Annotated in this window: 12 protein-coding genes; all 12 read left to right on the plus strand. The window is 71.0% G+C overall.

Features of this window, described 5'->3' with window-relative positions:
* Window positions 1-86: 86 nt before the first annotated feature.
* The 12 genes from ACQPZ4_RS14115 (at window position 87) to ACQPZ4_RS14170 (ending at window position 12,228) form a co-directional block, all read left to right on the plus strand.
* Complete coding sequence (locus ACQPZ4_RS14115; RefSeq protein WP_433060167.1) at window positions 87-812, plus strand: ABC transporter ATP-binding protein; 726 nt, start codon at window positions 87-89, stop codon at window positions 810-812.
* Window positions 809-1,507, plus strand: coding sequence for an ABC transporter ATP-binding protein (locus ACQPZ4_RS14120; protein WP_433060170.1), 699 nt, complete (start codon window positions 809-811; stop codon window positions 1,505-1,507). The genes ACQPZ4_RS14115 and ACQPZ4_RS14120 overlap by 4 nt, the downstream gene beginning before the upstream one ends.
* A gap of 12 nt (window positions 1,508-1,519) precedes the next feature.
* Window positions 1,520-2,416, plus strand: a complete 897-nt coding sequence (locus ACQPZ4_RS14125) for a branched-chain amino acid ABC transporter permease (RefSeq protein ID WP_433060173.1) — start codon at window positions 1,520-1,522, stop codon at window positions 2,414-2,416.
* Entirely contained in the window at window positions 2,416-3,504 is a 1,089-nt protein-coding gene (locus ACQPZ4_RS14130; RefSeq protein ID WP_433060176.1) for a branched-chain amino acid ABC transporter permease, read from the plus strand. The genes ACQPZ4_RS14125 and ACQPZ4_RS14130 overlap by 1 nt, the downstream gene beginning before the upstream one ends.
* Window positions 3,437-4,747, plus strand: coding sequence for an ABC transporter substrate-binding protein (locus ACQPZ4_RS14135; RefSeq protein ID WP_433060178.1), 1,311 nt, complete (start codon window positions 3,437-3,439; stop codon window positions 4,745-4,747). The genes ACQPZ4_RS14130 and ACQPZ4_RS14135 overlap by 68 nt, the downstream gene beginning before the upstream one ends.
* Before the next feature lie 16 nt (window positions 4,748-4,763).
* Window positions 4,764-6,437, plus strand: a complete 1,674-nt coding sequence (locus ACQPZ4_RS14140) for a class I adenylate-forming enzyme family protein (protein ID WP_433060181.1) — start codon at window positions 4,764-4,766, stop codon at window positions 6,435-6,437.
* A complete protein-coding gene (locus ACQPZ4_RS14145; protein WP_433060183.1) occupies window positions 6,434-6,829 on the plus strand; it encodes a nuclear transport factor 2 family protein in 396 nt (131 codons plus the stop codon). The genes ACQPZ4_RS14140 and ACQPZ4_RS14145 overlap by 4 nt, the downstream gene beginning before the upstream one ends.
* Window positions 6,826-7,764 carry an LLM class F420-dependent oxidoreductase gene (locus ACQPZ4_RS14150; protein WP_433060186.1) on the plus strand — a complete coding sequence of 313 codons (939 nt, stop codon included), beginning with the start codon at window positions 6,826-6,828 and terminating at the stop codon, window positions 7,762-7,764. Before ACQPZ4_RS14145 ends, ACQPZ4_RS14150 begins: the two co-directional genes overlap by 4 nt.
* Window positions 7,761-9,227, plus strand: a complete 1,467-nt coding sequence (locus ACQPZ4_RS14155; RefSeq protein ID WP_433060189.1) for a class I adenylate-forming enzyme family protein — start codon at window positions 7,761-7,763, stop codon at window positions 9,225-9,227. Before ACQPZ4_RS14150 ends, ACQPZ4_RS14155 begins: the two co-directional genes overlap by 4 nt.
* A 94-nt stretch (window positions 9,228-9,321) precedes the next feature.
* Window positions 9,322-9,510, plus strand: a complete 189-nt coding sequence (locus tag ACQPZ4_RS14160; protein ID WP_433060191.1) for a hypothetical protein — start codon at window positions 9,322-9,324, stop codon at window positions 9,508-9,510.
* Between the two features lie 223 nt (window positions 9,511-9,733).
* On the plus strand, window positions 9,734-10,699 hold the full coding sequence (locus ACQPZ4_RS14165; protein ID WP_433060194.1) for an L-histidine N(alpha)-methyltransferase: 966 nt from the start codon (window positions 9,734-9,736) through the stop codon (window positions 10,697-10,699).
* Window positions 10,690-12,228, plus strand: coding sequence for a hypothetical protein (locus ACQPZ4_RS14170; RefSeq protein WP_433060197.1), 1,539 nt, complete (start codon window positions 10,690-10,692; stop codon window positions 12,226-12,228). The genes ACQPZ4_RS14165 and ACQPZ4_RS14170 overlap by 10 nt, the downstream gene beginning before the upstream one ends.
* Window positions 12,229-12,244: the final 16 nt, after the last annotated feature.

The raw sequence follows: 12,244 nt of genomic DNA on the forward strand, positions 1-12,244 counted from the left end.
AGGACCATTGACGGGTTACTCCGACTGTTGTAGTAACAGCAGTAGCACTGCCAATTGAAGTATGCGGCCTCGGAGCGGAGGTGCCGGTGTCGGTTGCGGCGCTGGACGTGCGCGACGTTCGAATCCATTTCGGCGGTGTCACCGCCCTCGACGGCATCAGCCTGACCGTCGCCCCCGGCGAGATCTGCGGCCTGATCGGGCCGAACGGGGCCGGCAAGACGACCCTGTTCAACTGCATCACGCGGATCTACCAGCCGGACGCGGGCACGATCCGGTTCGGCGACGCCGACCTGCTCGCCGTGCCCCGGCACCGCATCGTGCGGCACGGCATCGCCCGCACGTTCCAGAACCTGGCGCTGTTCGGCTCGCTGAGCGTCCTGGAGAACACCGTCGCCGGCGCGCACGTGCGCCGCGGCCGGCACCGCACGCTGCGCGCCGAGGCCTACGGCATCCTGGCCGCGCTCGACCTCACCGACGTCGCCCACCACCCGGCCCAGGGGCTGCCGTTCGGCACGCTCAAGCGGGTCGAGCTGGCCCGGGCCCTCGCCGCGCGGCCGAAGCTGCTGCTGCTCGACGAGCCGGCGGGCGGCCTCACCCACGCCGAGGTGCGCGACCTGGGCGAGCTGATCCGGCGGATCCGCGACCGGTACGAGCTGTCCGCGCTCCTCGTCGAGCACCACATGGGCCTCGTGATGGGCATCTGCGACCACGTCGTCGCGATGGACTCCGGCCGCAAGATCGCCGACGGCGACCCCGGGGACGTCCAGCGCGACGACACCGTGGCCGCCGCCTACCTGGGCCGCACGGCATGAGCGACCTGCTGGAGGTGGAGGGACTCGTCGCCGGGTACGGCCAGGCGCAAGTACTGCACGGCGTCGACCTCACCGTCGGGCCGGGTGAGGTCGTCGTCGTGCTCGGCGCCAACGGGGCCGGCAAGACCACGCTCATGCGGGCCATCGCCGGCCTGCTGCCCAGCCGCGGCACGATCGCGTTCGACGGGCACCCGATCGCCAAGCGCCGCACCGGCATGAGCCTCGTGCCGCAGGGCCGCGGCACGTTCACCGCCCTCACCGTGCACGAGAACCTGCGCGTCGGCGCGGCCACCCGAAGCGGGGACAAGGCCGGGATTGCGGCCGACATCGAGCGTTGGTTCGAGGTCTTCCCGGTGCTCAAGGCCCGCACCAGGCAGGTCGCCGGCACGCTCTCGGGCGGCGAGCAGCAGATGCTGGCCGTGGCCCGCGCCCTCATGAGCCGGCCGCGGCTGCTGCTGTGCGACGAGATCAGCCTGGGCCTCGCGCCGAAGATCGTGGCCGAGCTGTTCGCGACCTTGAAGAACGTCAACGCCGCCGACGGTACCGCCCTGCTGCTGGTCGAGCAGAACGCCGAGCTCGCCCTGGACCTGGCGGGCCGCGCGTATTTGCTCGAGGTCGGCCGGGTCGCCGGGCACGGCCCCGCCGCCGAGTTCCGCGACAACGACGCGGTCCGCCGCGCCTACCTGGGCTACTAGGGGAGGAACACCGTGTCGCTCCTGCTCGACCGGCTCTTCGACGGCATCACGAACGGCTGCGTGTACGCCATCATGGCCCTCGCCCTCGTGATCGTCTTCCGGGGCTCCGGGACCATCAACTTCGCCCAGGGCGAGCTGGCCCTGTTCACCACCTACATCGCCTGGTGGCTCAGCACGCTCGGCGCGCCGATCTGGGCCGGGCTCATCGTCGCGACCGCCGTCGGGCTGGTGCTCGGGGCCGGCATCGAGCGCACGCTGATCCGCCCGGTCCGCCGCCGCAACGACATGGCGGTCCTGATCGTCTGTCTGGGGTTGTTCACGGCGCTCAACGCCTTGGCCGGGCTCATCTGGAACTCCGAGACCAAGGTGATGCCCAGCGTCTTCCCCAACGGCCTGGAGGACTACCTGAGCATCGGCGGCGCCCGGCTGTACTTCGACGGCCTCGGCGTCTGGCTCGTCGTCCTCGTCGTGGTCGGCCTGATGTTCCTGCTGTTCAACCGGACCACGCTCGGGCTGCACATGCGGGCCGTGGCCAACAACCCCGAGTCGGCCGCCCTCAGCGGCGTCAGGACGGGCAGGGTCCTCATGTTCGGCTGGGGCGTCTCCGGCGCCATCGGGGCCGTCGCCGGCGTGCTCGTCACCCCGCTCTCGCCGCAGCAGCTGGGCCTGCAGACGATGTTCCCGATCCTCATCTACGCCTCGGCCGCGGCCCTGTTCGGCGGCCTCGACAGCCCGATCGGCGCCGTCGTCGGCGGCCTCGTCCTCGGCGTCCTGCAGCAGCTGATCATGGGCTACGTCGGGTTCATCGGCGACACCCTGCCGCAGACCGCCGCCCTGACCATCATCGTCGCCGTGCTCGTGCTGCGCCCCAACGGCCTGTTCGGCACCAAGCAGCTGGAGCGCGTGTGATGCGACTGCCGATCGTGCTCACCCGCGGCACCTGGCCGCACCGGGCCGCCATGCTGGTACTGGCCGCGCTCGCGATCCTCGCGCTGCTGTGGGCCTCCGGGCTCGCCCAGTTCCGGGTCTCCCAGCTGACGAGCGTGTTCATCTACGCGATCGCGATCAGCGGCCTGAACCTGGCCACCGGGTACACCGGACTCCTGTCGATCGGCCACAGCGCCTTCTTCGGCCTGGGTGCCTACACGACCGGAATCCTCGTCATGCGGTACAACCTGGATCCCCTCTCGACGATCGTGCCCGCGATGCTGCTGTGCTTCGTCGTCGGCTTCGTCGTCGGCCTGCCCGCGCTGCGCATCCGCGGCCTGTATCTCGCGCTCGTCACCCTGGCCGTCGGCGTCGCCTTCCCCGAACTGGTGCGCCGGTTCGAGGGGCTCACCGGCGGCGCGCGCGGCCTGGTCATCCGGCGCCGCCTGCTCAACCCGCCGCCGTGGAGCGGCTTCAGCGCCGGCGAGCGCGCCGAGTGGCTGTTCTGGCTCTCGGCCGTAATGCTCGCCGCGGTCCTGCTGTTCGTGCACCTGCTGGTGCGCAGCCGCGCGGGCCTGGCGATGATCGCCACCCGCGACAACGAGATCGCGGCGGCCGCCTCCGGCGTGCGCGTCGCCACCGTCAAGACGACCGTCTTCGGCCTCTCCGGCGCCGTCACCGGCCTCGCCGGATGCCTCTTCGCGATGTACCTCGCCGCCCTCTCCCCGGACGGCTCCTTCACCCTCCTCAAGTCCATCGAGTTCATCACCGGCCTGGTCATCGGCGGCGCCGCGACCCGCCTGGGCCCGCTCGTCGGGGCCTTCGCCGTCGTCTACATCCCCTACCTGACCGCCAACCTCAACCCCGCCAACGTCAGCCAGGGCCAGCTCTCCGGCGTCCTCTTCGGCGTCGTGCTGATCCTGATCATCTTCCTCATGCCCGACGGCATCGTCGGCGGGCTGAGCCGCCTTCCCAAGCTGCTGCTGGTCCAGGAGGAACACCATGAAGCGCCCACTACGCCTGATAGCCGCCGCGACGAGCGCGACCTTACTGCTGGCGGCGTGCAGTAACGCCAACTCCGGCGACGAACCGGAGACCGCCGCCAGCGCCGGATCCACCGCGGCGAGCGGCTGGAAGGCCCCGACGCAGGACTGCGACGACCCCGCCGCCGCCACCAAGGAGATCAGCGGCACGCTCAAGGTCGGCTGGTCGGCCGCGCTCTCCGGCCCGCTCGCCGGGGCGGTCGGCGCGGTCCTGCAGGGCATGAAGGACCGCTTCGCCGTGGAGAACGCGGCCGGCGGCGTCAACGGCGTCAAGCTCGAGGTCGTCTCCCGCGACGACGCGTTCGACCCGGCCAAGGCCAAGGCCAACGTCGGGCAGCTGATCCAGTCCGACAAGGTCGACGTGCTCGACGTGTTCGGCTCCGGCCAGCTCGACGCGGTCGCCGACGACCAGAACGCGGCCTGCGTCCCGCTGCTGTTCGCCCAGTCCGGCGTGCCGACGTTCCGCGACGTCAAGAACTTCCCCTGGACCACGCAGTACCTCCCGAGCGCCGACGTCGAGACCGCGTTCGACGTGGAGCTGCTGAAGAAGAAGTACCCGAACGGCGCCAAGGTCGCGATCGCGGCGAACCAGACCGAGTCGGGCAAGGGCCTCGCCGACGGGTTCAAGAAGGCGCTGCAGGGCACCAGCTTCGAGCTCGTCAAGGAGGTCTCCCTCGCGGACCCGGCGGCGGCCGCCACCACGCTGAGCGCGAGCGGCGCCCAGGTGCTCTTCGACGCCGGCGTCACCACCGACTGCCCGGCGCTGTCGATCGCGGTCGGGCGCAGCGGCTGGAAGCCCGAGACGTTCATCCAGCCGTCCAACTGCGTCGACGGCAACACGCTGTACAAGCCGGCCGGGGCCGCCGCGGACGGCCAGCTCGTCCCGGTGTGGCTGAAGAACCCGGCCAGCGACCTGTACGCGTCCGACGCCGGCATGACCGACTACCTCGCCAAGCTCAAGGCCCAGAACAACCCCGCGCCGACCAACAGCTACACGGTCAACGGCTGGGTCATCGGCGACCTCATGATCGACGTGTTCAAGAAGGCCGCGGCCTCTCCCTCCAAGCTGTCCCACGCGGGCATCATGGAGGCGGCGCGGACGCAGGAGTACCAGCCGCCGATGTTCATCGACGGCATCAAGTGGAAGATGGCCCCGACGGCCCCGCTGGGCATCCTCGCCTTCCGCCCGTTCCAGTGGGACGCGACCGGGGTGGCGTTCAAGCCGTACGGGGACGTCATCGACATCTCCAGCAAGTACATCACCAAGTAGTCGAGGGGGTTCGGGCATGCCGGGACGAAAACTGCACCCGCCGGAGCGCGTGGCGGACTACACCGCGCGCGGCTGGTGGTCGCGGGACACCATGGATGCACTGCTGCGGGCGCAGGTCGCCCGGCAGCCCGACCGGCTCGCCGTCGTCGACCCGGCCAACAAGGCCGCGCTCGTCGGCTCCGCACCCCGCCGCCTGACCTGGGCCGAGCTGGACCTCGAAACCAACCGCCTCGCCGCGGTACTGCTCTCGCAGGGCGCGCAAGAGGGCGACGTCCTCGGGGTCCAGCTCCCCAACACGGTGGAGCTGGTCGTCGCCTACCTGGCGGCGTGGCGGATCGGGCTCATCGTCACGCCGTTCCCCGTGCAGTTCCGGGAGCACGAGATCGTGCCGCTCTCGAATCTGGCCGACGTCAAGTATTTCCTGACCACGTCACGCATCGGGGACCGGGCGCACGCCGAAGAGTTCCTGGGCTACGGGATCGCCCCCGTGCTGGCCCACGGCGACGACCTCCCCGAAGGCGTGCTCCCGCTCGACGAGCTGACGGCCGCGGCCGATCCGTCCACAGTGGAGCCGGTTGACGCCGACCCCAACGACTGCGTGACGATCTGCTGGACGTCCGGCACCGAGAGCACCCCGAAGGGCGTCCCGCGCAGCCACTACGACTGGCTCGCGATCTGCTGGGCCACCGTCGAGGCGCCCCGCCTGACCGAGGACGACGTGCTGCTCAACCCGTTCCCGATGGTGAACATGGCCGGCATCAACGGCATGTTCCTGCCCTGGCTGCGGGTCGGCTGCATCCTCGTGCAGCACCACCCGTTCGACCTCCCGACGTTTCTGCAGCAGATCACGACGGAGCGCGTGACGTACACCGTGGCGCCCCCTGCCCTGCTGACGTTGCTGCTGCAGCGCGACGAGCTGCTCGCTGCGGCCGACATCACCAGTTTGCGGCAGATCGGCTCCGGCTCGGTGCCGCTGCAGCCGCCGATGGTCCGCGGCTGGCAGGACCGCTACGGCATCGGGATCATCAACTTCTTCGGCTCCAACGAGGGCATCTCGCTGCTCACCGACCCGCACGACGTGCCCGACCCCGAGCAGCGGGCGCGGTTCTTCCCGCGCTACGGCGTGCCCGGCTACACGTGGAGCTCCCGGGTCACCGAGTGGACCAGCGTCCGGCTCGTCGACCCGGCCACCGGCGAGGAGGTGACCGAGCCCGGGGTCCCCGGCGAGCTGCGGCTCAAGGGCCCCACGGTGTTCGCGGGCTACCTGCACGGCGAGCGGCTGGCCAGCCCGTTCGACGAGGAGGGGTACCTGCGCACCGGCGACGTGTTCGTCATCGCGGGCGACCACATGCAGTTCCTGGAGTACGTCGACCGGGCCAAGGACCTCGTCATCCGCGGCGGCATGAACATCGCCCCGGCCGAGCTGGAGGGGCTCATCGCGGCCCACCCGGCGGTCGCCGACGTGGCCATCGTGGGCTACCCCGACGACGTGCTCGGCGAGCGGGTCTGCGCCGTCGTCGTGCCCCGCGACGGCGCCGAGCTCGACCTGCCCGGCCTGGTCGAGTTCCTCAAGGAGAAGCGGATCGCCTCCTACAAGCTGCCCGAACGGCTCGAGCTGCGCCCGGCCCTGCCCCGCAACCCGGTCGGCAAGGTATTGAAGCGCTCGTTGCGAGAGGAGATCGTCGCATGACCGAACCCCTGGATGTCGCCCGCGACATGGTCGGCGCCTGGAACCGGATGGACTGGGACCGGGTCGTCGCCCTGTTCGCCGAGGACGGCGTGCTGCACAGCGTGATGCAGGACCCGATCGTCGGCCGTCCCGCCATCGAGACCCGCATCCGGTCCCTGACCGCCGGCCTGGAGCGCATCGAGCTGCGCGTCAAGGCGATGGGCGTCATCGACGGCCGGGTCTTCATCGAGCGCGTCGACGACTTCGACATCAACGGCCGGCACGTGGAGCTGCCGGTCGTCGGCATCCTGCGAATCGGTGACGACGGCCTCGTCACGGAGTGGCTGGAGTACTACGACCGCGCCACGATGATGCGCGGCATGGGCCTCCCGGCGGACTTCAGCCACTCATGAGCATCGAGATCTCCCTCGGCCTGTGGCAGGACCGCCCGGCGGCCGAGGCCCTGGACACCGCCCGCCTCGCCGGCGAGCACGGCTTCCCGGCCGTGTGGATCGGCGAGATGGCCACCTACGACGCCTTCGCCCTCGCCACCGCGGCCGGCCCCCTGCTGCCGGCCGGGACCCGGATGGTGCTCGGCCCGTTCGCGGTCACCGTCCGCGACCCGATGATGATCGCCATGGGGGCGGCCTCGGTCGCCGCCCTCACCGGCCGCCCGGTCGACGTCGCCCTGGGCACGTCGAGCACGGTCGTCGTCGAGCAGTGGCACGGCCGCTCCCGGTCCGGCTCCGCCCAGGCGCTGGACGACGCCGCCCAGTCCGTGCGCGCATTGCTTTCAGGATCCAAGCTTCGTGGGTACCGCCTGCGCCTGCCACCGGTCCCCGCACAGCTCGTGGTGGCCGCGTTCGGCCCGCGCGCGGTCACGACGGCCGCCCGCCACGCCGACCGCATGGTCCTGAACCTGCTCGACCCGCCGACCGCGGGCGACCTCGTCACGCAGCTGGAGGCGGCTTCGTCCGGTCCCCGCCCGCGGGTCGCCGCCTGGGCCCCCGCCGCCATCGGCACCTCGCTCGACGCGGCCTATGAGCAGCTGCGCCGGGGCGTGGTCGGCTACCTGGCCGCGCCGGGCTACTCCGACATGTTCGTGCGGGCGGGGTTCGGGGAGGTCGTGGCGTACGCGCGGACGGGTCCCCATCCGCGGGACCTGCTCGCGGCGATCCCCACCGAGCTGATCGACGCCATCGGCGTGGTCGGCACCCCGGAGACGGCCGCGAAACGGATCGCTGAGTTCCGGGCGAACGGCGTCGATGACGTGGTCCTGGTGCCGTCCTCCACCGACGCGGATCCGTTCGGCGCCGCGACCCTGGCCCACGCCGGGGAACTGCTGTGACTCCGGGAATGCTGCTGCTCAACGTCGCGCGGCGGATCCCCGGCCGGGTCGCCGTGCGCGCCGGAGGTACCGAGCGCACGTACGGCGACCTGTTCGACAACGCGGCCCGGTTCGCCGGTGTCCTGTCCGCCCAGGGCCTTCACCCCGGCGACCGGGTCGCGTTGATGATGGAGAACCGCGTCGAGGCCCTGGAGTGCTACCTGGGCTGCCTCCTGGGCGGCTTCCCGGCGGTACACGTCAACGACCGCCTGGCGCCTCCCGAGGTGCAGTCCATTGTGGACGATGCGGGGGTGGCGGCCTTCGTCTCGTATGGACGGTCGGCGTCCGCCCCCGTCGTTCTGGAACCGGTCTTCGACGCCGCCCCGCTCCAGCCGCGTCTGGTCCCCCCGTCCAGCCCGGCCATCATCGGCTACACGAGCGGCACGACGGGCACCCCCAAGGGCGTGGTGATCACCCAGGAGAACCTGAACCGGATCATCCTGCACATGCCCGTCCACGACGGCCTGCGCCCCGGCAGCCGCTGCGCCTTCACCGGCTCGTTCTCCTTCGTGGCCGGCATCTGGGGCGTGATGCTGCCCCACCTGTACCTCGGCGGCGAGCTCTCCTTCATGGCCGGCCTGCCGCCGGCCGAGTGGATCGACCGCATGATCCGCGAGCGCAGCACGTTCACGTACGTCCCGTCCCCGCTCGCCCCCGCCTTCACCGAGGAGGTCCGCCGCCGCCCCGAGGTCCTGCGGTCCCTGACCGGCGTCCTGCACTCGGCCTCGGCCATGCGCCCCGAGGTGATGCGCGACCTGGTCTCGGTGATCGGCGACCGCTTCGTCGAGACCTGGGGCATGACGGAGACCGGCGCCCCGGTGACCACGACCGTCCCGTCCGACTGGTCGGACTCCTGCGAGGCGGACGACATCTTCGCCTCGGCCGGCCGCCCGGCGCACATCGCCGCGGTCCGCGTGGTCGACCCGTCCGGCGCCGACCTGCCCCCGGGCGAGCAGGGCGAGCTGCTGGTCGCGTCGGAGACCCTGTTCGCCGGCTACTTCGGCCGCCCCGAGGCCACCGCGGCCGTCCTGCGCGACGGCTGGCTGCACACCGGCGACCTCGGCCGCCTGGACAAGGCCGGCTACGTCTACATCACCGACCGCCTCAAGGACATGATCGTCACCGGCGGCATGAACGTCTACCCGGCCGAGGTCGAGCAGGCCCTGGCCCGCATGCCGGGCGTGGCCGAGGTCGCGGTGTTCGGCGCCCCGGACGACCACTGGGGCGAGACGGTGGTGGCGGCCGTGGTGCGCGCCCCCGGGTACACCTTCGACGACAAGATGGTCGTGGAGTGGTGCCGGCGGCATCTCGCCTCCTACAAGAAGCCGACGGCGGTGCTGTTCCTGGACGCCCTGCCCCGCAACGCGGCCCTCAAGGTCCCCAAGCCCCGGCTGCGCGAGCTGTACGCCACCCGCACCGCCTGACGTCCACTGTGGAACGTCGCCCGGGTCTGCCGGTGGGTGCCACGGACGGGGCAATGGGCTCGGCAGCCGTGCGCGGGAGGGTTACCCTCGGGATGTGCGGGAGCTCAGCCGGCTCGCCGACCACCTCGGCGCGCCCGCGGTGGCGCGCGACGAGGTGCTGGGCCACATGGGGCGGACGCTGCTGTCCACTGTGGTCGCGGAACCTGACCGGATGGAGCTTGTGCCAGGTTGGCTGGATCAGGTTGACTGGTTGCGTCGCGAACGCCGCCCATGGTCCCGCTAGCGGTTTCCTAGCCGGAATGCCAGGTCCGTTCGTCTCTTCGGCCCCGGGGGCCGGGCGTGATTCATCGCCGAGAAGAATGGTTTCACCCGGCGATTCACCCATTGACAGACATCGGTGATTGACCGGCTTGATGGCGTGGGTTGTACTTGGACTATGTGGACCGGGGGGTCACCAGCGGCTCGACCGCGAAGGGAAGTCCGCAGCAGGGGGAGGCGGAACCGACGTGGATGACGTACACCTACTGGATCGTCACAAGGATTCGTATTTCGAGAGCAGCCGCCACCGCACGGCCCTGATCGAGTCGATATCGACGGGCGCGGTGCCGCTGAAGTTCGCGTATGCCGGGTCGGCGGCATTCACCCACGACCGGTACGCGGAGACGGACAGTTACGCGGACATGATGGCATCGGCGGCGGCCGAATCCGACACACTGCTGCATTCCGGGCTCGCCGATCTCGACCTGGACGAGATCGCCGAGGTCGGCCCGGGGAACGGGCGGCACAGCGTCGCCTTCCTCGGTCAGCTCGCGGCCCGGGGGCGTGCGCCGCGACGGTACCTCGCGATGGACTTCAGCCAGACGCTGCTGGGCATCGCCGAACGGCGGGTGCGCGACGGCCTGGGTCCCCGGATGCGCCTGGACACCGAGGTCTGGGACGTCGAGGAGTGCCCGACCGGGCACCTGGAGCGCTGGCGGTCGGGGGGCTCGCCGGTCGTGGTCTGCCTGCTCGGCCACACGCTGGGCAACCTGGAGGACCCGAACCAGGCGCTGCGGCACCTGGCCGACGGTCTGCGGACGGGGGACGTCCTGCTGGCCAGCGTGCTGCTGCGAATCCCGCCGGGGAGCGAGGATTCGGCGATGACGGCGTACCGCACGGACGCCTTCCGCAGCGCCGTGCTCGAACCGCTCCTGGCCGCCGGCCTGGACCCGTCCGATCTGGATCTGCGCATCGGCTACGACGACAACGCGGTCGTCGGGGAGGCGACCCTGTGCCGGGACGCACGGGTCGGCGGCACCGAACTCCCGCGCGGGCACCAGATCCGCTGTTTCCTGTCGCGCCGCTTCACCGGCGATGAGGTGGTCCGGCTCTTCTCCGAGTCCGGCTGGTCGATCCGGGCGATCCGGGTCGACGAGACCGGCAACCACATGACTGTCGTCGCTGCCCGGAAGCAGGGGTCGCAATGTCCATGACGAGTGAGGCGCTGCACGGCGGCGCCCGGATCCGGCCGAATTCCGCGACCACCCTCATCGACCACGCACGGCAGGCCTGCATCTCGCACCGGGTGTCGTTCGAGGGGACCGACCCCCTGAGCGTGCGGCTGCCGGGCGACGCCGTCGCGGAGCTGTTGCAGCAGCTCGCCGGCCGCACGCCGCGGGTGGTCCAGCAGATCGTGCCGTTCGCGCCCGGCGCGCGGCGCACCGAGCCGCTGGCCGGGATGATCTGGCGGCAGCTGGCGGCGGCGCGGTGCGAGGTGCTGCGGTACTACCTCGTGCCCACCGGAAGCGACGCGCTGGCCCGGGCCCGGGAGCAGGCGGGCCGGGACCGCCAGGAGAAGCTCGTCGCCGCGCTGGTCCAGGTCGGCCAGGACTGGGTCGAGGGGCCCAACGTGCCGCTCGCCGACCTGTGGCTCATCGACGACCAGGTGGTCGTGCGCCGCGAGCTCGGCGGGGGACCGGCGTCCTGGCTGGTCAGCGGGCACGCCAAGGAGCTGGACAACGCCCGCCGGCTGCTGGCCCGGCTCAAGGAGCGCGCCGGGAAGGACCCGAAGCCGGAGACGACGGCCGGGCCCGACCTGACCGGTGACCTGCTGGAATCGGCCCAGATGCTCTACTCGCTGGCCGGCATGGCGTGCAAGGGCAGCAAGTACATCGATCCCAAGGACTGCCGCTGGTACCACGGCTCCTGGCAGTACCTGCGCCTGTTCAACATGGTCAGCAGCCCGAGCTGGCACAGCGCGTTCTACATGCGGGCGCTGCAGCGCCGGTTCGCGGCCGGCGACCGGAAGGTGCTCGTCAGCGGCACCGCGGACTACACGACCCTGGCGTTCGTCCTCGCCGCCGCGCGCAACGCGCTCGGGCAGGTGCCCAAGGACCTCGAGGTGCAGGTGCTGGACCTGTGCCGGACGCCGCTGATGGCCAGCGAGTGGTACGCGAAGAAGCTCGGCCTGGCCGATCGCGTGCGCTTCCTCGAGGGCGACATCACCGACCCCTGCGCGCTGAAGAAGAAGGGCGCCTCCGGGTTCCAGGTGATCGTGGCCGACGCATTCCTGACGCGGTTCGGGTCGGAGCAGGCGCACCAGGTCGTCACGTCCTGGCACCAGCTGCTGGCGGCCGGCGGACACGTGCTGACCACGGTCCGGCTGCACCCGCGAAATGCCTATCCGCCGCCCGATACCGAGGAGCCCGCGGTCAATGATCGATATCGGGTCACCGATCCGACCGACGACTTCGAGCTGAGACTCCGAGAGCGCGCGGCGGGCTGGCGCGGTATGCTCCCAATCGACCTCGATGATCTTACGAATGTCGGCCGGCAGTACGCCATTCGGATGAAAAGCAATGATCTCGGTGACGTCGGGGACGTCGAAGCACTCTTCCGTCGTGAACAATTCACGGTGGAGAAGCCCGAGCGCGAACGGGTAGACGGCGAACTCGTCAGCACGCAGTATCTGCGCATCGAGGCCATCAAGGCAGCGAGCGCAGGCACCCCCAGCTCCACCTGACCGCCCACAGACTCGC

Origin of the sequence: Dactylosporangium sp. CS-033363 (assembly GCF_050942475.1) — a bacterium.
Lineage (GTDB): Bacteria > Actinomycetota > Actinomycetes > Mycobacteriales > Micromonosporaceae > Dactylosporangium.